At 55.0% G+C, this 23,471-nt stretch carries 26 protein-coding genes; 14 read left to right on the top strand and 12 right to left on the bottom strand.

Translation table 11 applies throughout. From position 1 onward, the window contains the following. The 7 genes from rbfA to IV433_RS08825 all read left to right on the top strand — a co-directional run bounded on the left by rbfA (position 1) and on the right by IV433_RS08825 (position 7,271). Positions 1-414, top strand: coding sequence for a 30S ribosome-binding factor RbfA (gene rbfA / locus IV433_RS08855; RefSeq protein WP_101078324.1), 414 nt, complete (start codon positions 1-3; stop codon positions 412-414). After that, positions 415-1,359, top strand: a complete 945-nt coding sequence (truB, locus tag IV433_RS08850; protein ID WP_195813599.1) for a tRNA pseudouridine(55) synthase TruB — start codon at positions 415-417, stop codon at positions 1,357-1,359. It abuts the gene before it with no gap. A gap of 122 nt (positions 1,360-1,481) precedes the next feature. Then, positions 1,482-1,751, top strand: coding sequence for a 30S ribosomal protein S15 (gene rpsO / locus IV433_RS08845; protein WP_014333706.1), 270 nt, complete (start codon positions 1,482-1,484; stop codon positions 1,749-1,751). Positions 1,752-2,024: 273 nt separating this feature from the next. Continuing rightward, on the top strand, positions 2,025-4,148 hold the full coding sequence (pnp, locus tag IV433_RS08840) for a polyribonucleotide nucleotidyltransferase (protein WP_195813600.1): 2,124 nt from the start codon (positions 2,025-2,027) through the stop codon (positions 4,146-4,148). A gap of 130 nt (positions 4,149-4,278) precedes the next feature. Further along, complete coding sequence (nlpI, locus tag IV433_RS08835; RefSeq protein ID WP_101078327.1) at positions 4,279-5,163, top strand: lipoprotein NlpI; 885 nt, start codon at positions 4,279-4,281, stop codon at positions 5,161-5,163. A gap of 115 nt (positions 5,164-5,278) precedes the next feature. After that, positions 5,279-5,359 (top strand): protein YrbN, encoded by an 81-nt coding sequence (gene yrbN / locus IV433_RS26395; protein ID WP_096335046.1) that lies wholly within the window; start codon positions 5,279-5,281, stop codon positions 5,357-5,359. Continuing rightward, the gene (locus tag IV433_RS08825; RefSeq protein WP_195813601.1) at positions 5,349-7,271 is read left to right on the top strand and encodes a DEAD/DEAH family ATP-dependent RNA helicase; all 1,923 of its coding nucleotides are present in this window, start codon (positions 5,349-5,351) and stop codon (positions 7,269-7,271) included. Before yrbN ends, IV433_RS08825 begins: the two co-directional genes overlap by 11 nt. A gap of 90 nt (positions 7,272-7,361) precedes the next feature. Here IV433_RS08825 and IV433_RS08820 read toward each other — a convergent pair whose 3' ends face one another. Further along, complete coding sequence (locus IV433_RS08820) at positions 7,362-8,387, bottom strand: luciferase-like monooxygenase (RefSeq protein WP_195813602.1); 1,026 nt, start codon at positions 8,385-8,387, stop codon at positions 7,362-7,364. A 326-nt stretch (positions 8,388-8,713) separates the two neighbouring features. Here IV433_RS08820 and IV433_RS08815 point away from each other — a divergent pair, with 326 nt between their 5' ends. The 3 genes from IV433_RS08815 to IV433_RS08805 are packed head-to-tail and all read left to right on the top strand — an operon-like array spanning position 8,714 to position 12,017. Continuing rightward, positions 8,714-9,688, top strand: a complete 975-nt coding sequence (locus tag IV433_RS08815) for an HlyD family secretion protein (protein WP_195813603.1) — start codon at positions 8,714-8,716, stop codon at positions 9,686-9,688. After that, positions 9,685-10,857, top strand: a complete 1,173-nt coding sequence (locus tag IV433_RS08810) for an ABC transporter permease (protein WP_101078331.1) — start codon at positions 9,685-9,687, stop codon at positions 10,855-10,857. The genes IV433_RS08815 and IV433_RS08810 overlap by 4 nt, the downstream gene beginning before the upstream one ends. Continuing rightward, positions 10,854-12,017 (top strand): ABC transporter permease, encoded by a 1,164-nt coding sequence (locus IV433_RS08805; protein ID WP_195813604.1) that lies wholly within the window; start codon positions 10,854-10,856, stop codon positions 12,015-12,017. The genes IV433_RS08810 and IV433_RS08805 overlap by 4 nt, the downstream gene beginning before the upstream one ends. A gap of 58 nt (positions 12,018-12,075) precedes the next feature. On the opposite strand, the gene IV433_RS08800 is transcribed toward IV433_RS08805, so the two are convergent. Both IV433_RS08800 and ubiU read right to left on the bottom strand, forming a co-directional pair. Further along, positions 12,076-12,954 (bottom strand): U32 family peptidase, encoded by an 879-nt coding sequence (locus tag IV433_RS08800; RefSeq protein WP_195813605.1) that lies wholly within the window; start codon positions 12,952-12,954, stop codon positions 12,076-12,078. A 14-nt stretch (positions 12,955-12,968) separates the two neighbouring features. Then, a complete protein-coding gene (gene ubiU / locus IV433_RS08795) occupies positions 12,969-13,964 on the bottom strand; it encodes a ubiquinone anaerobic biosynthesis protein UbiU (RefSeq protein ID WP_195813606.1) in 996 nt (331 codons plus the stop codon). Positions 13,965-14,278: 314 nt separating this feature from the next. On the opposite strand from ubiU, the gene ubiT reads away from it, so the two are divergent. Beyond that, a complete protein-coding gene (gene ubiT / locus IV433_RS08790) occupies positions 14,279-14,800 on the top strand; it encodes a ubiquinone anaerobic biosynthesis accessory factor UbiT (RefSeq protein WP_152325276.1) in 522 nt (173 codons plus the stop codon). After that, positions 14,794-15,297 carry a GNAT family N-acetyltransferase gene (locus IV433_RS08785; RefSeq protein WP_195813607.1) on the top strand — a complete coding sequence of 168 codons (504 nt, stop codon included), beginning with the start codon at positions 14,794-14,796 and terminating at the stop codon, positions 15,295-15,297. Before ubiT ends, IV433_RS08785 begins: the two co-directional genes overlap by 7 nt. Before the next feature lie 27 nt (positions 15,298-15,324). Here IV433_RS08785 and IV433_RS08780 read toward each other — a convergent pair whose 3' ends face one another. Further along, positions 15,325-15,654, bottom strand: a complete 330-nt coding sequence (locus tag IV433_RS08780; protein WP_195813608.1) for a GIY-YIG nuclease family protein — start codon at positions 15,652-15,654, stop codon at positions 15,325-15,327. A gap of 113 nt (positions 15,655-15,767) precedes the next feature. Here IV433_RS08780 and IV433_RS08775 point away from each other — a divergent pair, with 113 nt between their 5' ends. Then, positions 15,768-16,220 carry a YhbP family protein gene (locus tag IV433_RS08775; protein ID WP_195813609.1) on the top strand — a complete coding sequence of 151 codons (453 nt, stop codon included), beginning with the start codon at positions 15,768-15,770 and terminating at the stop codon, positions 16,218-16,220. 99 nt (positions 16,221-16,319) lie between these two features. Then, positions 16,320-16,961, top strand: a complete 642-nt coding sequence (locus tag IV433_RS08770; RefSeq protein WP_195813610.1) for a Rossmann-fold NAD(P)-binding domain-containing protein — start codon at positions 16,320-16,322, stop codon at positions 16,959-16,961. Between the two features lie 84 nt (positions 16,962-17,045). Here IV433_RS08770 and IV433_RS08765 read toward each other — a convergent pair whose 3' ends face one another. The 8 genes from IV433_RS08765 to phnH are packed head-to-tail and all read right to left on the bottom strand — an operon-like array spanning position 17,046 to position 23,470. Then, positions 17,046-17,684, bottom strand: coding sequence for a DapH/DapD/GlmU-related protein (locus IV433_RS08765; RefSeq protein WP_195813611.1), 639 nt, complete (start codon positions 17,682-17,684; stop codon positions 17,046-17,048). Positions 17,685-17,692: 8 nt separating this feature from the next. Continuing rightward, positions 17,693-18,268 carry a ribose 1,5-bisphosphokinase gene (gene phnN, locus IV433_RS08760; RefSeq protein ID WP_195813612.1) on the bottom strand — a complete coding sequence of 192 codons (576 nt, stop codon included), beginning with the start codon at positions 18,266-18,268 and terminating at the stop codon, positions 17,693-17,695. An 11-nt stretch (positions 18,269-18,279) separates the two neighbouring features. Then, entirely contained in the window at positions 18,280-19,416 is a 1,137-nt protein-coding gene (phnM, locus tag IV433_RS08755) for an alpha-D-ribose 1-methylphosphonate 5-triphosphate diphosphatase (protein WP_195813613.1), read from the bottom strand. Beyond that, a complete protein-coding gene (phnL, locus tag IV433_RS08750) occupies positions 19,413-20,120 on the bottom strand; it encodes a phosphonate C-P lyase system protein PhnL (RefSeq protein WP_195813614.1) in 708 nt (235 codons plus the stop codon). Before phnL ends, phnM begins: the two co-directional genes overlap by 4 nt. Positions 20,121-20,150: 30 nt before the next feature. Then, positions 20,151-20,942, bottom strand: a complete 792-nt coding sequence (phnK, locus tag IV433_RS08745) for a phosphonate C-P lyase system protein PhnK (RefSeq protein WP_101078348.1) — start codon at positions 20,940-20,942, stop codon at positions 20,151-20,153. Then, positions 20,942-21,817, bottom strand: coding sequence for an alpha-D-ribose 1-methylphosphonate 5-phosphate C-P-lyase PhnJ (locus tag IV433_RS08740; RefSeq protein ID WP_195813615.1), 876 nt, complete (start codon positions 21,815-21,817; stop codon positions 20,942-20,944). Before IV433_RS08740 ends, phnK begins: the two co-directional genes overlap by 1 nt. Beyond that, positions 21,807-22,889: a carbon-phosphorus lyase complex subunit PhnI gene (locus IV433_RS08735; protein ID WP_195813616.1), complete on the bottom strand. Its 1,083-nt coding sequence runs from the start codon at positions 22,887-22,889 to the stop codon at positions 21,807-21,809. Before IV433_RS08735 ends, IV433_RS08740 begins: the two co-directional genes overlap by 11 nt. Beyond that, on the bottom strand, positions 22,889-23,470 hold the full coding sequence (gene phnH / locus IV433_RS08730) for a phosphonate C-P lyase system protein PhnH (RefSeq protein WP_195813617.1): 582 nt from the start codon (positions 23,468-23,470) through the stop codon (positions 22,889-22,891). The genes IV433_RS08735 and phnH overlap by 1 nt, the downstream gene beginning before the upstream one ends. Position 23,471 lies beyond the last annotated feature (1 nt).

The raw sequence follows: 23,471 nt of genomic DNA, 5'->3' as shown, positions 1-23,471 counted from the left end.
ATGGCAAAAGAATTTAGCCGTACTCAGCGCGTCTCTCAGGAGATGCAAAAAGAAATCGCTATTATCTTACAGCGCGAAGTCAAAGACCCGCGCGTAGGAATGGCGACAGTTTCAGGCGTTGAAGTTTCACGCGATCTGGCTTATGCCAAAGTCTTCGTGACATTCCTGGATGTTCTGACGACTGACAATCACGATCCTGATCGTGTTAAAAATGGCATCAAAGCTTTGCAGGACGCATCCGGTTTCATCCGCACGCTGATCGGTAAAGCAATGCGTTTGCGCGTCGTGCCGGAACTGACTTTCGCTTACGACAACTCTTTGGTTGAAGGTATGCGCATGTCTAACCTGGTGACCAACGTTGTGAAGAACGATGCTGAACGTCGTTCAGCTGCAGGCGATGACGAGGAAGTATAAATGAGTCGCCCACGTCGCCGCGGCCGTGACATTCACGGCGTTCTGCTACTGGACAAATCGATTGGCTTGTCGTCCAACGATGCTCTGCAAAAGGTTAAACGTCTTTATAACGCTAATCGTGCAGGGCATACCGGTGCGCTGGATCCTCTGGCTACCGGCATGTTGCCGTTGTGCTTAGGTGAAGCCACCAAGTTTTCCCGATTCCTGCTCGATTCCGATAAGCGTTATCGTGTTATCGCCCGTATGGGACAGCGCACGGACACGTCTGATGCTGAAGGCGCGATCATTTCTGAACGAGAAGTAACCTTCAGTCAGCAGCAACTGGATGACGCACTCAACAGCTTTCGCGGGGAAACCCAGCAAATTCCTTCCATGTATTCTGCACTGAAATACGAAGGGAAAAAGCTGTATGAGTACGCGCGCCAGGGTATCGAAGTCCCGCGTGAATCGCGCAGCATCACAGTGTATGAACTCAAGTTCATCCGCTGGGAAGGTTTCGAAGTTGAGCTGGAAATTCACTGCTCAAAAGGTACTTACATCCGTACGATTGTCGATGATCTCGGCGAGAAGTTGGGGTGTGGTGCGCACGTGACTTATCTGCGTCGTTTGCAGGTCGCAACCTATCCTTCTGAGCGTATGGTCACCATGGAAAAACTCCATGAGTTGATTGCTCAGGCTGAAGAGCAGGGCATAGAGCCTCGTCTTTTGCTGGATCCGTTGTTGTTGCCGATGGACAGCGCATGTGAAGACTTCCCGGAAGTGAATCTGCTGCCCGTGGTGGCCGGATATGTTAAACAGGGGCAACCTGTTCAGGCATCTGGTGCGCCGGCGAGTGGCATGGTTCGCATCACTGAAGGCGAAGAACGTAAGTTTATCGGTGTGGGCGAAATAGATGATGATGGCCGCATTGCGCCGCGTCGTTTAGTCGTCGAATACACGGATTAAGCGCTTTCTGCTCACCTTGCGATCATATATAGCAAAGGGTAGAATAGCGCAGCTTATGCATTGGGTAGCTGAATTAGAGATCGGCTCCCGTTTAATTATCTATAATATTTTGGAGTAAGATTATGTCTCTAAGCGTTGAAGCTAAAGCTCAAATCGTTTCCGACTTCGGTCGTGGCACTAACGACAGTGGTTCTACCGAAGTTCAGGTTGCTCTGCTGACTGCTCAAATTAACCATCTGCAAGGTCACTTTGCAGAGCACAAAAAAGATCACCACAGCCGTCGTGGTCTGCTGCGTATGGTTTCTCAGCGTCGTAAACTGCTGGACTACCTGAAGCGTAAAGATGTAGCACGTTACACCAGCCTGATCGAACGTCTGGGTCTGCGTCGCTAATCAAGCGAGTTTCAGTGTAAAGGGGCCAATAGGCCCCTTTATTCTAGGAAGCATCAGCAAATCAGGTTACTGTATGGCTGCTGTTTCTATTGCTATTCTAAGAACATGAACTTCCGTTACAGATGTTTTCGCGCGGCTAATGAGAGACTTTATTGCCACAACGTCAGGCCAATAAGGATTGTCATTAGTCGCGAGAATGTAGTGAGAAGCTCGGATATTTATCGGTGTGAACTGCTGTCATAACAGCTGCGCGCCACAAACAAGGATATTACATTGCTTAATCCGACTATTCGTAAGTTCCAATACGGCCAGCACACCGTTACGCTGGAAACCGGCATGATGGCTCGTCAGGCCACTGCAGCTGTTATGGTTAGCATGGACGACACCGCGGTATTCGTTACCGTTGTTGGCCAGAAAAAAGCGAAACCAGGTCAGAGCTTCTTCCCGCTGACGGTTAACTATCAGGAGCGTACTTACGCTGCTGGTCGTATTCCGGGTAGCTTCTTCCGTCGTGAAGGCCGTCCAAGCGAAGGCGAAACACTGACTTCCCGTCTGATTGACCGTCCGATCCGCCCTCTGTTCCCGGAAGGTTTCCTGAATGAAGTTCAGGTTATCGCGACTGTGGTTTCCCTGAACCCACAAGTTAACCCGGACATCGTTGCGATGATCGGCGCCTCTGCTGCCCTGAGCCTGTCTGGTATTCCATTCAGTGGCCCAATCGGTGCAGCTCGCGTAGGTTATATCAATGACCAGTACGTTCTGAACCCAACTGCCGATGAGCTGAAAACCAGCCGTCTGGATCTGGTTGTAGCGGGTACTCAGGGCGCTGTTCTGATGGTTGAATCTGAAGCTGAAGTGCTGAGCGAAGATCAAATGTTGGGTGCGGTGGTATTCGGCCATGACCAACAGCAAATCGTTATCGACAACATCAACGCTCTGGTTGCAGAAGCGGGCAAACCTAAATGGGAATGGCAGCCTGAAGCTGTTAACGCTGAGCTGCACGCTCGCGTTGCTGCACTGTCTGAATCCCGTCTGGGTGATGCGTACCTGATCACTGATAAACAAGATCGTTACGCTCAGATCAACGTGATCAAGTCTGACGTTGTTCAGGCTCTGCAAGCTGAAGACGAATCTCTGGATGCGGGCGAAATCTCCGACATCCTGGGCAGCATCGAGAAGAACGTGGTTCGTAGCCGTGTTCTGCGTGGCGAGCCGCGTATCGATGGCCGTGAAAAAGACATGATCCGCGGTCTGGACGTGCGTACTGGCGTTCTGCCACGTACCCACGGTTCTGCGCTGTTCACCCGTGGTGAAACTCAGGCTCTGGTTACCGCAACTCTGGGTACTGCACGTGATGCGCAAAATCTGGATGAGCTGATGGGCGAGAAGACTGATAGCTTCCTGTTCCACTACAACTTCCCTCCGTACTCTGTAGGTGAAACAGGTATGGTTGGTTCGCCAAAACGTCGTGAGATTGGCCATGGCCGTCTTGCTAAGCGTGGCGTGCTGGCAATGATGCCAAAACCAGAAGATTTCCCGTACACCGTACGTGTAGTTTCTGAAATCACCGAATCTAACGGTTCATCTTCAATGGCTTCTGTTTGTGGTGCTTCTCTGGCCCTGATGGATGCAGGTGTTCCGATTAAAGCCGCTGTTGCGGGTATCGCAATGGGTCTGGTAAAAGAAGACGACAGCTTTGTCGTTCTGTCCGACATTCTGGGTGACGAAGATCACCTGGGCGACATGGACTTCAAAGTGGCCGGTAGCCGCGACGGTATCACCGCGCTGCAGATGGACATTAAAATCGAAGGTATCACCCGCGAAATCATGCAGGTAGCTCTGAACCAGGCTAAGGGTGCGCGTCTGCACATTCTGGGCGTAATGGAACAGGCTATCAGCACACCACGTGGCGATATCTCTCAGTTTGCTCCACGCATCCACACCATCAAGATCAGTCCGGACAAAATCAAAGACGTGATCGGTAAAGGTGGTTCTGTGATCCGTGCTCTGACTGAGGAAACTGGCACCACTATCGAAATCGAAGATGACGGTACTGTGAAAATCGCAGCAACCGACGGCGAGAAAGCGAAATACGCTATCCGTCGTATCGAAGAGATCACTGCAGAAATCGAAGTGGGTCGTATCTATCAGGGTAAAGTGACCCGTATCGTTGACTTTGGTGCGTTTGTTGCCATCGGCGGCGGTAAAGAAGGTCTGGTTCACATCTCTCAAATCGCTGATAAGCGCGTTGAGAAAGTGACTGATTACCTGCAGATGGGCCAGGAAGTTCCGGTTAAGGTTCTGGAAGTTGACCGTCAGGGTCGTGTGCGTCTGAGCATCAAAGAAGCTACCGCACCAACTCAGGACGATACAACTGAGCAACCTGCAGCTGAATAATTTGTAACAGAAGTTTTACAGCTCCTTTCCACTTGGACGGGAGCTGTTCGTCTCACGAACGTAGGGATGCGTTTGTGTTAAGCAAGCGGATGACAGGACGTTCATCCAATGTTTGTCTCCGGGAGTAGAAATGAAGCCTTTCTTGCGCTGGTGTTATGTTGCGACAGCACTTATGTTGGCAGGATGCAGCAACCATGATTGGCGTAAAAATGAAGTTCTGGCGATTCCGTTGCAGCCGACGTTGCAGCAGGAAGTCATTCTGGCACGCATGGAACAAATACTTGCCAGCCGGTCATTGACTGACGATGAGAGAGCACAGCTATTATATGAGCGCGGTGTGCTGTATGATAGTCTCGGGCTAAGAGCACTGGCGCGAAATGATTTTTCACAAGCGCTGTCTATTCGTCCTGATATGCCAGAAGTTTTTAACTACCTGGGGATTTACCTAACGCAGGCAGGCAATTTCGATGCTGCCTATGAAGCGTTTGATTCTGTACTAGAGCTTGATCCAACTTACAACTACGCGCGTTTGAACCGAGGTATCGCACTGTATTACGGTGGCCGATTCTCGTTAGCGCAGGATGATCTGCAGGCGTTTTATCGAGACGATCCAAATGATCCCTTCCGTTCGTTATGGCTTTACCTTGCGGAGCGAGAAATCAATCCGAAGAATGCCGAAGTAGCGCTTCAACAGCGTTATGACAAAGCGGACAGAGGGCAATGGGGATGGAATATCGTCGAATTCTACCTGGGCAAGATCAGCGAATCTACGCTGATGGAACGCCTCAAGGCAGAAGCAACGGATAACACTTCGCTCGCTGAGCATCTCAGTGAAACTGACTTCTATTTAGGTAAGCATTACCTAAGTCTGGGGGACAAGAACAGCGCCGCGGCACTGTTCAAACTGACGGTAGCTAACAACGTTCATAACTTTGTTGAGCACCGCTATGCATTGTTGGAATTGGCGCTTTTGGGCCATGAGCAAGACGACCTATCAGAATCGGACCAGCAATAGCTGACGACACCAATCAGCCTTTTTAATCATGGTATTAACCATTTTTAAGCGCCTTAACGGGCGAGGGTTGCTTTGTTCGTTTTATAATCTAATTTGAGCCGGTTCACACTTTTCAATGAAAATGACTGAAAATTTTCTCGACGAGTTATGTAGACTGGCTGCCATTATTAATGAGGCACGTGTACATGACTACTGAGCTTGAAACCTCTTTTGCTGACCTGGGGCTGTCTGCTCCGATCATTTCTGCCCTGACTGATTTGGGCTACGAAAAACCATCACCAATCCAGGCCGAGTGTATTCCTCACCTGTTAAATGGCCGCGACGTTCTGGGTATGGCTCAGACAGGTTCCGGTAAAACCGCAGCGTTCTCTTTACCGCTGCTGCATAACATCGATGCTTCACTGAAAGCACCACAAATTCTTGTTCTGGCACCAACCCGCGAACTGGCGGTTCAGGTTGCTGAAGCAATGACTGATTTCTCTAAACATATGCATGGCGTGAATGTGGTTGCCCTTTACGGCGGCCAGCGCTATGACGTTCAGCTGCGCGCACTGCGTCAGGGTCCACAAGTTGTTGTAGGTACCCCGGGCCGTCTGCTGGACCACCTGAAACGCGGCACCCTGAACCTCTCTAACCTGAGCGGTCTGGTGCTGGACGAAGCTGATGAAATGCTGCGTATGGGCTTCATCGAAGACGTCGAAACTATCATGGCGCAGATCCCGGCTGAACATCAGACCGCGCTGTTCTCTGCAACCATGCCAGAAGCTATCCGTCGCATTACCCGTCGCTTCATGAAAGAGCCTCAGGAAGTACGTATCCAGTCAAGCGTGACAACGCGTCCGGACATCAGCCAGAGCTACTGGTCTGTATACGGCCTGCGTAAAAACGAAGCGCTGGTTCGTTTCCTGGAAGCAGAAGATTTTGATGCGGCGATCATCTTCGTTCGTACCAAAAACGCAACGCTGGAAGTGGCAGAAGCACTGGAACGTAGCGGCTACAGCAGCGCTGCACTGAACGGTGACATGAACCAGGCCCTGCGTGAGCAGACTCTGGAACGTCTGAAAGATGGCCGTCTGGACATTCTGATCGCAACTGACGTGGCAGCACGTGGTCTCGACGTAGAACGTATCAGCCTGGTTGTTAACTATGACATCCCGATGGACTCAGAATCTTACGTTCACCGTATCGGCCGTACCGGTCGTGCAGGTCGTGCAGGTCGCGCATTGCTGTTCGTTGAGAACCGCGAACGCCGTCTGCTGCGCAACATTGAACGTACAATGAAGCTGACCATTCCAGAAGTTGAAATCCCAACTGCGGAAGTTCTGGGCGAACGTCGTCTGGCTAAGTTCGCAGCAAAAGTTCAGCAACAACTGGAAAGCAGCGATCTGGATCAGTACCGCGCTCTGCTGGCTAAACTGCAACCTGCAGAAGAGCTGGACATCGAAACGCTGGCCGCTGCACTGCTGAAAATGGCACAGGGCGAACGTCCTCTGATCGTTCCTGCTGATCAGCCGTTCAAAAGCCGTCCACCACGTCGTGAATTCGAAGATCGTGGTGACCGCGGTGATCGTGGCGATCGTCGTGACCGTCCGGCGCGTAACAGCGACCGCCCTGCACGTGATGGCGACAGCCCACGTCGTGAGCGTCGTGACGCTGGCGATATGGAACTGTATCGTATCGAAGTGGGCCGCGATGATGGCGTTGAAGTTCGTCATATCGTTGGCGCTATCGCTAACGAAGGCGACATCAGCAGCCGTTACATCGGTAACATCAAACTGTTCGGTACGCACTCCACTATCGAGTTGCCGAAGGGTATGCCGGGCGAGATTCTGTCTCACTTCACCCGTACCCGTATCCTGAACAAACCGATGAACATGCAGTTGATCGGTGATGCGGAGCCACAGGCTCCGCGTCGCGACCGTCCGGCAGGTGCTGGTGGTGAGCGTCGTGGTAACGGTGCTCCGCGTCCGTTCAATGGCGAACGTCGTGAAGGTGGCCGTGGTAACGGTGCTCCACGTTCTTTCAACGGCGACCGTCGTGAAGGTTCTTCAGCAGCCGGCGACCGTCGTCCGCCAAGCCGCGCACCACGTCGTACTACTGACGCATAATAATCTGACTTCAGTTCGCTGAACTTCAGATAATAAAAAACCAGCCTTTTAACGGGCTGGTTTTTTTTCGTCTGCCATTTACCGCAACGTTTATCCGATGCGCTGTTCTTTCACCAAATCGCCCTGTAACTGAGAGACGATTTCGAATGAACGCAGGCGGGCTTCATGATTAAAAATCTGCCCGTTAATCATCAGCTCATCGGCTTCGGTTTCGCGCAAGACAGACTGCAACCCCTGACGAATCGACTCTTTATTGCCGACGACTGACATCCGCAGCGCATTATCCACGCCAAAGCGTTCTGACGCTGACCACAGGCTTTCGATGTTATCGACCGGTGCCGGTAATTTCCCCGGCATGCCGCGGCGTAAATTGATGAACTGCTGCTGATTCGAGGTAAACATCCGCTGCGCTTCTTCGTCGGTATCTGCGGCAATCGCATTAATACACACCATTGCATACGGCTTTTCGAGCTGCGCGGAAGGCTGGAATTTACTGCGATAAATCGCCAGCGCCTGATACAGCATGTCGGGCGCAAAGTGTGATGCAAAGGCAAACGGCAGGCCAAGTGCGGCGGCGAGTTGCGCGCTGTACAGGCTGGAACCCAGCAGCCAGATTGGCACATGCAGGCCCTGACCCGGAACCGCCTGGACGGCTTGCTGCGGCTGAACGTCGCCGAAATACATCTGCAATTCCTGAACATCCTGCGGGAAATTATCAATCTCCCCGGAAAGATGACGGCGCAGCGCAATCATCGTGCGCTGATCGGTTCCCGGCGCGCGACCCAGGCCGAGATCGACACGGTTCGGATACAGCGTCGCCAGCGTCCCGAATTGTTCAGCAATCACCAATGGCGAATGGTTTGGCAGCATCACGCCACCGGAACCCACGCGGATCGTTTTCGTCCCGCCCGCAATATAGCCCAGCAAAACGGACGTCGCCGCGCTCGCGATGCCGGTCATGTTGTGGTGTTCTGCCATCCAGTAGCGCTGATAGCCCCATTTCTCGGCGTTTTGCGCCAGACTCAGAGAACATTGAAAAGCCTTCGCCGGATCAGCACCTTGCGGGACGGGTGCCAGATCGAGCACGGAAAGGGGAACGGTGTTTTTATCAGACATAATCACGGCTCACTCGTTGATGAAGAGGAGGGGAAAGGGTGCATTCCGCTCATAATTAAACCGAGTATTACCCATTACGTGTTCATTGAATACGGCATTTGTGCCCTTAATTTCCGTTTAAACATGCTTAAATTAGATTGAAGTTGCCTAAACTATAATTTTAGCCAATATGTTGTTTTGTGTTAAAAAGTCTCTGCTCATCCCGCTATGATTTCATTGAAGTAAAAAATGCGCCTGAAAAGGCTGCGAAAGCAGGCAGGGACAATGATGGAAGGGAAAACCAATGCCGGTAAATAATTCAGGCGAACAAAAAGGACGTGGTATCAATGAGTAAACGAATGTTATTAACCCTGCTGCTGGTGGCGGTTGCGGTTTCTTTGGCTGTTTTATTTCGTGCGCATAACGAAGATCTCCTGCTTCAGGGCGAAGTCGATGCGCCTGAAGTCATTGTCGCGTCGAAAGCCAAAGGCCGCGTGATTGAACGTCATGTCGAACGTGGCGATGACGTAAAAGCAGGGCAGTTGCTGATTACTCTCGACAGTCCGGAAATGATGGCGCAACTCCGCGCGCTGGAAGCCGCACGCGATCAGGCCAAAGCCCAGCTCGAACTTTCTGTTAACGGGACGCGTGAAGAAAGCATCCGCAACCTGAAAGCGACGCTGGCGCAATCTCAGGCCGAATACGTCAACGCCCGCGATGAATACAACCGCAATGCGAAAATCGCCGGTAAAGGCTTTATCTCTGCCTCCGATTTAGAAGATTCACGCCGCGCGCGCGACAGCGCTTATGCGCAGGTTTTGGTGGCTAAAGCCAATCTGGATGAAGGCGTTAACGGCGATCGCGTGGAGCAACGCGCAAGTTATGCGGCTCAGCTGCGTCAGGCGGAAGAAGATTTACTGGAAGTGAAAGCCCAGACCGATGATTTACAGGTGAAAGCGCCGGTAGACGGCGAAGTCGGGCCGATTCCGGTGGAAGTCGGCGAGTTGCAAAGTGCGTCCAGCCCGTTGCTGACGTTAGTCCGTCTGCCCGATGCTTATTTCGTTTTTAACCTGCGCGAAGACATTCTGGCGGGCGTGCGTAAAGGCGACAAAGTACAAATGCGCGTGCCTGCGCTGAATAATGAAATGATCGAAGCCGAAGTGCGTTATATCGCACCGCTCGGTGATTACGCCACCAAGCGTGCAACGCGCGCGACCGGTGACTTTGATTTAAAAACCTTTGAAGTTCGTCTGTATCCCGCCAAACCGGTTTCCGGATTACGTCAGGGCATGAGCGCGCTCTGGCAGTGGAAGGCGAAGTGAAGCCGGTCAAAGCGCCGCGCAGTGAAAGGATAAAAGCCGCATGGCGCTGTTTCAGTCGTGCTTTTACCCGCGAGGCAAATTACGCCTTTCGTAAGCCGGTGATCCACTGGCTGTGCTGGATTTTCCCTTTACTTCTGTTTGGCCTGATCAGCAGCAACTTCTCTGAAGGCACCTTGCTGGATTTGCCCGTTTCGGTGGTGGATAACGATCACAGCACGCTGTCCAAAACGCTCACCCGCAAACTTGACGCGGGTTCTCATGCGCACGTTCAGGCATTTGAAGGCGGATTACCGGAGGCGGAATACCGTCTGCGCACCGCGCAGGATTATGCATTATTGTATATTCCGGTGAACTTCGAAGCGGACGTGCTGGCCGGTAAACAGCCGAGCGCGGTCCTGTATTACAACGCCCTGTTTTACGGTGCCGGGTTGTATTCCACGCAAGATTTCAGCGGGCTGATCACTGAGCTGAACACCAGCTACCGGTCGATTATCGCGACGGAAATCGGCAAAACGTTGCCGTCACTGGCGAGCGTCGATCTCTCTTACGGCAGCCTGTTCAACGCCAGCGGCAGCTATATTTACTACCAGCAATTCGCCGCCACCATCCACCTTCTGCAACTTTTCACCGTCACCTGCATGATTTACGTGATGGCACGCAGTCAGGCGCTGCTCAGTGCGCCGTCGTTTACCCTGGCACTGCTCGGGAAACTCGCGCCGTACACGCTGTGTTTCACCACCTTGCTGATGGTGGAAATCGCCATGCTCGTGGGTTTTTTCGACGCGCGGGTGAGCGGTAATCCGTTGTATATGCTGGTGATTGGCTTCTTTTATGTGATTGCCGCCCAAAGCCTGGGTCTGCTGCTCTTTACCTTCACGAAAACGACCATCACCGCCTACACCATGATGGGGATTTTCGTCAGTATCGCGCTCACCTTTTCCGGTATGGCCGTTCCGGTGTTATCGATGCCGCTGCCGGCGCGCATTATTTCCGGTATCGAACCCCTGAGTTACGCGCTGGCGGCAATGTTTGACGTTTTCCTGCGTCAGGTATCGCTGCGCGGGATTCTGATGGTGTGCTGTATTCTGCTGATTTATCCGCTGCTGACCGGTGTGCTGGTGCGTAAGCGTCTGTATATGCGCATGAAGCAACAGGAGCCAGGACAATGACCCGTCGCGAATGGTTCAAAACCTGGTGGGGAACCTTCAGCAAAGTGCTGACCGGTTTGCTCGATAAACCGATGTGGATGATGCTGCTGCTTTCGCTGTGCGTGATGAGCCTGGTTTACGCTAACCGTACCGTCTGGGATCTGCCGGTCGCCGTTATCGATCAGGATCACAGCACCGCCAGCCGAATGCTGACCCGTCAGCTGGACGCCACGTCGAAAGTTGAAACTAATCACTACGATAATCTCGCCGATGCCGAACGCGATCTGGCGCTGCGAAAATTGTTCGCGGTGATCATCATGCCGGTGGATCTGGAGAAGAAGATCCTCGCCGGTGAAAACATCGTGATCCCGGTTTATGGCGATGCGACCAACCGTCTGGCGAACGGGCAAATCCAGCAGGACGTGCTCGCGGCGTATCAGGCGATCCTTACGCAATACAACACGGATTTACTGCTCAGCAGCGGCTTCAGCGAGCGGCAGGCCAGCGTCGTGTTGTCGCCGATAATCGGGCAGTCGCTGGATGTCTTTAACCCCGGCATCAGCTTCGCGGCGATTATCTTTCCCGGTCTTCTGGTCATGTTATTACAGCACTCACTGCTGATCGCCAGTGTGCGTGTCAGCATTGTGCTCAACAGCGGGCCTTCCGGAAAACCGGCAATACCGGCCTTTCTCGGCGGGATTTCTGCGCTGATCCCGGTCTGGTTATTCCTGTCGATTGTCCTGTTCGTCTTGTGGCCGTGGGTGCTGGGATACCGGCAGACGGCCAGCATTCCTGAAATTCTGCTGCTGACGTTCCCGTTTTTACTGGCCGTACTCGGATTAGGCAAACTGGTCACGGAATGCCTGCGCAGCGTGGAACTGATCTACCTGACGCTGGCCTTCGTGACGACGCCGGTCTTTTACATTTCCGGTACCATCTGGCCGCTGCAGGCGATGCCCGCGTGGGTCCGGGCGGTGTCTTCGATGCTGCCCTCGACCTGGGCGACCAAAGCGATTGCGGGGGTGAATCAGATGGGGCTGCCGTTTAAAGATGTTGGCGGAGATATCCTGATGCTTCTGCTTTTATGCGCGTTTTATACGTTCATTGGTATCGCCGTGGGGATGCTGCGCGACGGCGTGCGTCTGCGGGCGATGTTCAGGCCGCGGCGAAGAGGCGTCTGATCCAAAAAGGGATATTACCGCAAAGTAATATCCCTTTTTCATGGCGTCATTTTAACTCTCAGCGACGCAGTTCCAGCCCGGCAATACGCTGCCAGTAGCCGTTACAGTCGGCTCTGTCTGTCAGCATTAGCGGATGCAAACCCCGTTCGTTGGCGCGGAATTCCTCGAGAGTGGAAAGCGTCTCGTGCGTTTCCGGTGACAGCCGCACGATATCGACCAGCCCCTGCATCGACGTCAGTTCATTGCCCAGATTGTAGCAATAGCCACTTTGCGTCTGGATGCCATTGAGGATAAACACCTGCTGATTTTCCTGCGACAGCATTTTCCGGCCCTGCGGATAATTGATGCAGCAGGTTTCGCATTCATCTTTCGCACGGTTTTCCGAACGTGCCGTGAAACAGCGCGCGGAATAGGCCAGCGGCAGGTGCCCGTAAGACAACACTTCCACTTCGAACTTATCCCGGATGCCCAGTTCCTGACACTGATTCAGCAGGTTCACCAGCCAGTCGCGGGAAAGCTCAACCGGCATACACCAGCGCACCATGCCTTGTTTTTGCAGCAGTTTCAGCGTAACGGCGTTGTAGCAGTTCAGCGCGTGGCCGACGACAAACGGGAGCTTCCGGTCTGCCGCCATATTGACCGCGCCAAAATCGTTGGCTTCCAGCAGGAACTCACCGTTCTCCACATAGCGTTTCAGTTCATTCAGCTCGGACGGTGCCTGCAACAACGCCAGCGTGGAAATCACCACCTGCTTTCCGACTGACGCCAGTTCACGGGCGACATCCATCCAGTCATTGACCTTCATTTCGCGACGTTTGGTACACACATTCTCGCCGAGATAAATGATGTCGGCGCTGCTGTTTGCCGCCGCCTGATAAAAGTCTTCAACCTGCGCTTTCGGCCAGTAATAAAGGATGGCTCCTAATGAATATTTCATGATGATCTCTTTAATTACTGCCATTTACGGTGATAGGCACCGAGCGTCGTTTGCGTACCCTCAGACATCGCGCCCAGCGCATTCATCCAGGCTTCGTCGGTTTTGTAGTTTTGCGGATCGGCCATGCAGCGGTCGATGGCCATGCGCCACACGCGCGCCACCTGGCTGACATACGCCGGGCTGCGCTGGCGCCCTTCGATTTTCACCGAGGCAATATTGGCGGCGAACAGCTCCGGCAGTAATTCCAGCGTATTCAGGCTGGTCGGCTCTTCCAGCGCGTGGTATTTCGCGCCATCCACCAGATACCGGCCTTTGCACAGCGTCGGATAGCCGGCGTTTTCGCCTTCGTCATAGCGGTCAATCAGCACGTCATTCAGACGTGATTCCATGCCCTGTGCGGTTTGTTGCCAGCGCACAAAACGCGCCGGAGAACAGGCACCCACGGTATTAGGCGATTCGCCGGTGAGATAGGAAGAAAGGTAACAGCGGCCTTCGGCCATGATGCACAGGCTGCCGAACGCGAATACTTCCAGCGGCACGACGGTGGTGCGCGACAACTGACGCACCTGATGCATCGAAAGCACGCGAGGGAGCACCACGCGGGCGACGTCAAAATTGTTTTTGTAGAAACGGATCGCTTCGTCGTTGGTGGCGGAAGCCTGAACGGAGACGTGGCGTTCGACGTGAGGATATTTCGTCGCGGCGTAATCCAGCATGGCGATATCGGCGAGGATCAGCGCATCGGCGCCGAGCTGTGCGGCCATATCCACGGCGCGTTCCCAGCGCTGATAGCCGTCAGGGTGCGCAAACGTATTGATGGCGATATGCAACTTACGGCGGTGGCGGTGAACGTAATTTGCCGCCTCCTGCAATTTTTTCTCCGTGAAGTTCAGGCCTGCAAAGTGGCGTGCATTGGTGTCATCTTTCAGGCCGATATATACCGCATCAGCACCGTTATCGATGGCCGCTTTTAGCGCAGGTAAATTCCCTGCCGGGCAAAGTAGCTCCATTCTCGTTCCTTACTGCAACCGCACGCCGTGGCGAAAGGGTTGTGGGTGATGAAAAGCCAGTTGCCGACGTTATTCATTCATCAGTCAGGGCTTTGATTGGCGAACTATTTTAGAGAAGCTATAGATGCAATATTTTGATTTGAGGCAGTTTCTGGGGTGTTGAAGGGGCTGCAACCGTCGGGGAGGTTGTACGGGAGGTTTTTCTGTTGCAGTATTTATTGATGTAGACCGCTGAACGTTACGGGCGATGTGGCAAAATAGTACAAATAGTTGCCACAAAATTGCCGAAAAAGTTACCGAAAGGAGTAGTGCCAGTGTTGCAAAAACTACGTGCACGTTTGGTTCGTCAGGGACCATCCCTGTTGAGTGTGCCTTTGAAATTCACGCCTTTTGCGCTACAGCGTCAGGTCTTGCAACAGGTACTGAGCGGGCAGCTTCGTCAGGCGCTGGCCGATGGCGAACTGGATTTCCTCGAAGGCCGCTGGCTGAAAATTGATGTCAGCGATCTCAGCCTGAGCTGGCTGATGTCAGTGGATGAAGGCAAGTTGATCGTTGCAGAAAAAGGCGACGCGGATGTCAGCTTTAGCGGCAACGCCAACGACCTGATTTTGATTGCTGCGCGGAAAGAAGATCCGGATACGCTGTTCTTCCAGCGTCGTCTGCGCATTGAAGGTGACACGGAACTCGGTCTGTACGTGAAGAATCTGATGGATTCTATCGATCTCGATACTATGCCGCTGCTGCTGAAAAATGGCCTGCTGCGCCTGGCCGATTTCGTCGAAGCGGGACTGCAAGAGGACCGTGAGCCGAAAGCTCCGGTAGCTGAGCCATGCTAATTCGCACTGAAATTCCGGTAGATGCCGCGGGCATTGACCGGCTGTTGCGCCGTGCCTTCCCCGGCGGCGCCGAAGCCGATCTGGTGCAGCAACTGCGCGAAGACGGCCTGCTGACGCTGGGTGTTGTCGCCACCGACGACGAAGGCGGTGTGGTCGGTTATGTCGCCTTCAGCCCGGTTGATATTCAGGGCGAAGATCGCAACTGGGTCGCGCTGGCACCGCTGGCGGTTGACGAGTCTTTGCGTCGTCAGGGATTGGGCGAAAAGCTGGTGTACGAAGGGCTCGATTCCCTGAATGAATTTGGTTACGCCGCCGTCGTGGTGCTTGGTGACCCGGCGTATTACGGGCGTTTTGGTTTTAAACCGGCGGCAGTACATGATTTGCAGTGCCGCTGGCCGGACACCGAAGCGGCATTCCAGCTCTTCACCTTGTCCGATGATGCGCTCAACGACGCCAGCGGTCAGGTAGAATTCTCCCCGCCGTTTGACCGGTTCTGATATTTAACGGGTCTGACTTCAGGCCCGCTAGTTTTCTTCCCGCGCCTCGTTTTCCAGACTCCCGCTATCCGGCAATCCAAAATAACGATGCAGGCATACGGGCGCGGCTTTCACCAGCAATTCCTTCTGCGCCTTGCTCAGCTTTTTCACCCGGATTTCCAGCTTAGAGGCCAGAGAACGATCCCCCGCCACGCAGTGGAACACCAGCTCCAGCTCGCCTTTTCCGCGTAATGCTTTCGCCCCTTTGCCTGCCTGATGCTGGCCGAGACGCCGCGTTACGTCGGTCGTGATGCCGGTATAAAGCATGCCGGTGGGCGTTCTCAACATGTATAAAAACCAGCCGGGAGAAGTGGACATAGACGCATCGTATTTGGAAAAGTTTGCGTAAGTTTACCTGAACCGCACAGCAGAATGACGTAAAACATCGGTGTGTCACGGTACACTGCGGCAAAGACGACAAGGATCCTCCGATGAATAACCCCGACGACCTGAAACACATTCTCAAATTCCTGAACAAAAATCATGTGCTGGCGCTGTGTGCCGCCGCCGACGGCGAGATGTGGAGCGCTAACTGCTTTTACGTCACCGATGCGGAAAACCTGTCTTTATACTTCATGACCGAACTGAAAACGCTGCACGGCACGCTGATGGCAAAATCGCCGCAGGTGGTGGGCACGATCGCGCCGCATCCGAAAACCATCGCGCTGATCAAAGGCATTCAGTATCGCGGTGAGGCGACGATCCTTTCCGGTGAAGAAGAGAGCCACGCGCGCCGTCTGTACTGCAAACATTTCCCGGTGGCGATCGCCATGAAAGCGCCGGTCTGGGCGCTGAAACTTAACAGCATCAAGATGACGGATAACGCCCTGGGATTTGGCAAAAAGCTGCTGTGGGATCGCACGCTTTCTGATAAGCCTGAGTAACAGGAACTGTCTTATAGCGGGGAATTTACAATCGGGTAACACTTGAACTTATCTGTTTCTGAAATTCCGTGTAAACGCCGTTTTTTAAAAGGAAGTGATATGGCAAAAGTTCTTCTGCTGGGCGGAAGTGGTCTGATCGGGCGCGAGCTTTTGCGTCTGTTGCAACTGGATCCGCGCGTCAGCCGGATTGTTGCGCCGAGCCGCCGCCCGCTGCCGCCGGGTAATAAACTGATCAACCCGCTCGGGGCAAATCTCACGTCGCTGGTGGTTGCGCTGGATGAACCGATTGACCTGCTGTTTTGCTGCCTCGGCACCACGCGTAAACAGGCGGGCAGCGCGCAAGCGTTTCGCGCCGTGGATTACGATCTGGTGGTGGATTGCGCCAAAGCCGCGAAGGAACTCGGTGCGCGCCATTGCCTGGCGGTCAGTGCCAACGGTGCGGATGCGCACTCACGATTTCTCTATAACCGGACGAAAGGGGAAATGGAACAGGCGCTGATGCACCAGGGCTGGACTTTGCTGACGCTGGTCAGGCCTTCGCTGCTGGTCGGGAAACGCCATCCGCCGCGCCTGCTTGAACAACTCAGTGCGCCGCTGTTTAAACTGTTGCCGGGAAAATGGAAAGCCATCGATTCGGACGTTGTCGCCAAAGCCTTGCAGGAACAGGCGTTTAACGCAGGACTGGGCGGCGTCACCGTGCTGGAATCCGATCAAATCGCCGCCAGCATTGAAGAACTTTAATCCGCGTTCTCTGCTGAGCGGGATCCTTATGATAAGGTATCAGCAAAAAACGCGAATTTTGCCCCGCAAGGATCGTCCCGATCCTTACAGATATTTCTCCGCGAACACATCCAGATTTCGAAAATCCGGCATTCTTTCTTTCAGCGTGTCGTGATCCCAGTTCCACCACTGACTGTTCTCGATCTTTTCGATCATTGAATCTTCAAAACGCATGCCGATCTTTTTCGCGGCCACGCCCGCCACGATGGAATACGGCTCAACGTCTTTCGTCACCACGGCGGACGTCCCGATCACCGCGCCGTTCCCGACGCTGACGCCCGGCATGATCACGGCGTTGTGGCCGATCCACACGTCGTTGCCGACGGTGACGTGATGTTCACGGCGCCAGTCGAAGAAATCCTGATCGTCCTCACCCAACCCGTAAACCGAGCTACGGTAGGTGAAATGATGCTGCGCAACGCGCTGATATGTCGGGTGATTCCCCGGATTGATCCGCACATAGGTGGCAATTGACACAAACTTGCCGATAGTCGCGTATAAGATCTGATTGTTGCCCGCCGTATACGAATAATCGCCGATCTGTGTTTCTTCGATGATCGCGTTATCGGCAATATGCACGTATTGCCCGAGCTGCGAACGGTTCAGTTCGACCTGCTGGCCGATTTTCGGACGTGAATAATCCTGTTCGTCAGCCAGAGAAAACGGGGAAATGATGTCTGTCATAATCTCGCTCATGTTGAAGTGACGGAATAAAAAGGGGCGCTGACCGGCAGCGAAAGAATAGCCAGCAAATGCCGTAACGTGTCCTGTAACGCACCGTCGTTATTCAGCCGGTGGCAGCTGGCGGGCAACGCGCTGTCATACTCACGGGCACGCGCCAGACGGCAGGCAATTTGCCCGGCGTCTTCGCGTCCGCGCCGCAATAAACGCGCAGCCAGCACCTCGTCTGAAACCTGCAAACACACCGGCACCAGCCGCTGGCCGTAACGCTGTTGCGCTTTCTCCAGATGCGCCCGCGAACCGTTGACCACCACGTGGCAACCGAGCTGCATCCAGGTGTCGATTTCGATTCCCACGCCGTAACGGCACTGATGCGCGTGCCATTCCAGCGCAAATAATCCGTGCTGACGACGCTGAATAAATTCGGCATCGCTCAGCGCTATATGATTCTCAGAACCGGCGTCAGCGGGACGCGTAATGTAGCGATGTGCCACGGCAACATCCGCCGGTAAATGCTGGCGCAGCGCGTCCAGAAGACTGTCCTTTCCCGAACCTGAAGCACCCATCAGATAAAGTAAACGACTCATTTTTTCTCCGTTTAGAACACCTGAATGCCCTGACGCCAGACGTTTTGCACATAGTGATGATCGCCATGCGCACGTGCCAGAACCAGATCGGCGCGTTTGCCTTCGGCAATTTCACCGCGATCCTGCAAGCCCAGCGCATTGGCCGGATTTCGCGTCACCAGCTTCACGGCCTGCGGCAAACTGAAGGCATTGGTTTCATCATTGGCGATGCGGAAAACGGCGTCCATCAGGCTGGCGGGATAATAGTCGGAGGACAAAATATCCAGCAGGCCCAGTGACGCCAGTTTATGCGCCGCGACGTTGCCCGAATGCGAGCCGCCGCGCACGATATTCGGCGCGCCCATCAGCACCGCCAGCCCGCTGGCGTGCGAGGCGCGTGCCGCTTCTTCGGTGGTCGGGAATTCTGCAATAACGCTGCCGAGCGCCAGAGATTCCTCAACGTGTGCCGCCGTGGCGTCATCGTGGCTGGCCAGCGAAATATTCCTGGCGCGGCAATGGGCGGCAATCGCTTCGCGGTTAGGCTGTGCCCAGCGGCGCGACAGGGCGATTTGCTCTTCCTGATACGCGTCCATCTGCTCATCGTTCATGTGATATTTGCCCTGATAATACTCGCGGTATTTCTGCGGCGTGGCGAACTGGCGCTGGCCCGGCGAGTGATCCATCAGGGAAACCAGCGAGAGAGCTGACGTATCCATCAGCTTTTCAAACAGCGGCAACGTGGTGTCGTGCGGCAGTTCGCAGCGCAGATGCAGACGGTGTTCAGCGCGGTTCAGCCCGGCGTTCTGGCTGTTGACGATGGCGTCGATCATCTTTTGCAAATTCTCCAGACGATGCCCGCCGTCGCGCACATCGCCCACGGCCACGGCGTCGAGCACCGTGGTGATCCCGCTTGCCACCATCAGCGCATCGTGGCTGCTCATGGCGGAATGTGCCGGCCAGTCCACTTTCGGGCGCGGCGTGAAAAACTTGTCGAGGTTATCAGTGTGCAGCTCGATCAATCCCGGCAGCAGCCAGCCGCCCTGAGCGTCCAGCGCCTGCGGCAACTGACTGCGCGTGTCGGCAAAAGCCGTGATCACGCCGTTGTGCATTTCCAGCGAGCCATCGGCGACCTGATCGTCGAGAACCAGTTTGACGTTGTTGATGATCATGCGGACATCTCCGGGGCAGTTTCTGGGCTCATTTCATACAGGCGATCGGCGACACGTTCGCGGACATCTTCGTCATGGAAAATCCCGACCACGGCGGCTCCGCGGGCTTTCGCCTGCTCAATCAGCGTGACGACGGCGGCGCGGTTAGTGGCGTCCAGCGAGGCGGTCGGTTCATCAAGTAGCAGCACCGGATAATCGACCACGAAGCCGCGTGCGATATTCACGCGCTGCTGTTCGCCGCCCGAAAATGTTGATGGCGCGAGATGCCACAAACGTTCCGGCACATTCAGATGGCGCAGCAATGCGCTGGCGCGGGCTTCGCTTTGTGCTTTATCCACGCCCAGTTCCAGCAGCGGCTGCATCACCAGATTCAGCGCGCTGATACGCGGGATCACGCGCAGAAACTGGCTGACCCAGCCGACGGTATGACGGCGCACGGACAGGATTTCGCGCGCTTCGGCGCTGACCATATCGATTTGCTGGCCCTGATGTTCGACCCAGATTTTGCCACTGTCCGGCAGGTAATTACCGTACAGCGAGCGCAGTAACGTAGATTTTCCGCTGCCGGAATGGCCGTGCAGCACCACGCATTCTCCGGCTTTAACCTCCAGACTGGCGTTGCTGAACACCGGCAACCGCACGCCGTGCTGGTTGTGTAACACAAAAGTTTTACTGAGATTTTCGACCCTGAGCTTCGTCGTCATTTTGGTCACTCTTTTTCTCTGGAATAAGGGTTAAGACAACACGGAGGACACGAGCAGCTGCGTATACGGATGATGCGGGTCGTCGAGCACGCGGTCGGTTAAACCACTTTCCACCACCTGACCCTGTTTCATCACCAGTAAACGGTGCGCCAGCAGACGCGCGACGCCCAGATCATGGGTCACAATCACCACCGCCAGCTGCATTTCCACCACCAGCGTGCGCAGCAAATCCAGTAACCGCGCCTGCACGGACACATCGAGGCCGCCGGTGGGTTCATCCATAAACACCAGACGCGGATGCGTCACCAGATTGCGGGCGATTTGCAGACGTTGCTGCATCCCGCCGGAAAACGTGGTCGGCAGGTCATCGATGCGCGACACCGGGATTTCCACGTCTTCCAGCCACTGGCTGGCTTTCTGGCGGATGTTGCCGTAATGACGCTCACCGACCGCCATCAGGCGCTCGCCGATATTGCCACCGGCAGAAACCTGGCGGCGCAGGCCGTCCATCGGATGCTGATGCACCACGCCCCAGTCGGTGCGCAGCAGGCGGCGGCGGTCACTTTCCGGCATGTCATACAAAGACTGGGCGGGCGTCTGGCCATTGTTGTAAATAACGTTGCCCTGCTGCGGTGCGAGGCGGGCTGAAATTGACTGCAACAGCGTGGTTTTGCCGGAACCGGATTCGCCGACAATGCCCAGCACTTCGCCCGGATACAGATTGAAAGACACATCGCTGAAGCCTTTTCCCGGCGCATACAAATGGGTCAGATTGTTCACCGACAACAGCGGCGCGGCGGCGAGATTTAATGGAGTGGTCATCAGCGGTTAACCTCGTTGGAAGCCTGTTGCTCAACTTGCTGAGCGCAAAAATCGGTGTCTGAGCACACGAACATCCGGTTGCCCACATCGTCGAGCACCACTTCGTCGAGATAGCTGTGATGTGAACCGCAGAGGGCGCAGGGTTCCTCCCATTGCTGCACGGTGAACGGGTGATCGTCGAAGTCCAGACTTTCCACTTTGGTGAACGGCGGCAGGGCGTAGATACGTTTTTCGCGCCCGGCACCAAACAGCTGCAAAGCCGGCATCATGTGCATTTTCGGGTTATCAAATTTCGGGATCGGCGACGGATCCATGACGTAGCGGTCGTTCACTTTCACCGGATACGCATAGGTCGTGGCGATATGGCCGAAGCGCGCGATGTCTTCATACAGTTTCACCTGCATCACGCCGTACTCTTCCAGCGCATGCATTTTGCGGGTCTCGGTTTCGCGCGGTTCGATAAAGCGCAGCGGTTCGGGGATCGGCACCTGAAAAATCAGGATCTGATCTTCCTGCAACGGCGTTTCCGGAATGCGGTGACGCGTCTGGATCAGGCTGGCATCCACGGTTTTCTCGGTGGTTTTCACCCCGGCGACGCTCTGGAAAAACTTGCGGATCGATACGGCGTTGGTGGTGTCGTCAGCGCCCTGATCAATCACTTTCAGCACATCTTTTTCACCGATCACACTGGCGGTGAGCTGGATCCCGCCGGTGCCCCAGCCGTAAGGCATCGGCATTTCGCGCCCCGCGAACGGAACCTGATAGCCGGGGATCGCCACGGCTTTCAGGATCCCGCGGCGGATCATGCGTTTGGTTTGCTCGTCGAGATAGCCGTGGTTATAGCCGGTGAGCGTCTGGGCGGCATTATTGTTCATGGGCGGAGTCCTGTTCTTTCGCAGCGCGCAGGCGCTTGAGCAATTCCAGTTCGGCCTGGAAATCGACGTAGTGCGGCAGCTTGAGGTGCGAAACGAAACCCGCCGCTTCGACGTTGTCTGCATGAGATAAAACGAATTCTTCGTCCTGCGCCGGGCTGCTGATTTGCTCGCCGTATTCACGGGTTTGCAGCGCGCGGTCGACCAGCGACATTGACATGGCCTTGCGTTCGGCGCGGCCAAACACCAGCCCGTAACCGCGGGTGAAATGCGGCGGTTTGTCTTCGGGCGCGACAAAACCGTTCACCATCTCGCATTCGGTCAGCAGGATTTCGCCGATATCAATCGCAAAGCCCAGCTCTTCCGGCACGATTTCTACGGTCAGCCAGCCGGTACGGATTTCACCGGCAAACGGGTGCGTGCGGCCATATCCGCGCTGCGTGGAATAACTTAGCGACAGCAGAAAACCTTCGTCGCCGCGTACCAGTTGCTGCAACCGCGCCGCGCGCGAAGCCGGATAGACCGGCGGCGTGCGGGTGATATCTTCCGGCTCGGTGCCGTCGTCCTGTTCCTCAACCGCCAGCTGTTGTTGCGTCAGCAGGTCAAAAACGTGCCCGCAATTTTCCGGCTGAGGTTCGTCGGCAATGGGCGTAAACGGCGCTTCACCTTCCGCCAGCAGGGCGAAATCCAGCAAACGGTGGGTGTAATCGTAGGTTGGTCCCAGAACCTGACCGCCCGGCAAATCCTTATAGATGGCGGAAATACGGCGTTCGAGGCGCATCGCTTTGGTGTTCAGCGGTTCGCTGGTCGCCAGACGCGGCAACGTCGTGCGGTAAGCGCGCAGCAGGAAAATGGCTTCCACCAGATCGCCGCCGGACTGCTTAATCGCCAGCGCGGCCAGTTCGCGGTCGTAGATCCCGCCTTCGCTCATCACGCGGTCGACTGCCAGACCGAGCTGTTGCTCAATCTGTTCGCAGCCGAGTTCATTCACATCAGTATCGCCACGGCGTTCGTGCGCCAGCAGCTGATGGGCGGCGGCAATCGCCTTCTCACCCCCTTTAACGGCGACGTACATCAGCACACCTCCACGCGCGTGGTGCGCGGTACGGCTATCAGTTCTTCGCCGCAGGTGAACATGAAGTCCAGGCCGAGCGGGAAACGGTGAGGGCGGTTGAGCAGGTAATCGCGAACTGCGTCCGGCAGCAGTGGGGAAATCGTCCGGCTGCTCTCAATACCCGGCCCGCGCAGACGCAGCGGCGTGCCGCCGGTCAGAGCACCAAGCTGAACAATTACGCTGGTCGCCAGCTCCGGCGACATTTCGTCACCGCACGGGAAAGCCAGTAACGTCGCGCTGTCGAGCGCCGGATCCGCCAGCGCAAAGCTGACGGCAGAAGGAGAATCGGTCAGCACCGCGCCGGTGTGAAAGCGCAGGTTTTTTCGCAGGATTTCATCGTTGAGCGAGGCGCTCAGCCACAGCGGGGTATCCTGATCGATAAGCGTCAGCAACACGCAGGCGCTGGCAGAACCCAGCGCGCCGAAGCCGGGCATCGCGGGCAACTGCACGCTGACGCCGGGTTCGCTTAACGCTTTGAGAATACGACGGAAACTGTATTGCGCATCGGCAACCGGATTTTGAAAACTGGCAACAAGTGACATG

This window comes from Rahnella laticis (assembly GCF_015644585.1).
GTDB lineage: Bacteria > Pseudomonadota > Gammaproteobacteria > Enterobacterales > Enterobacteriaceae > Rahnella > Rahnella laticis.
The sequence above is the reverse complement of the archived record's forward strand: the minus strand, read 5'-3'. Positions and strand labels throughout refer to the sequence as shown.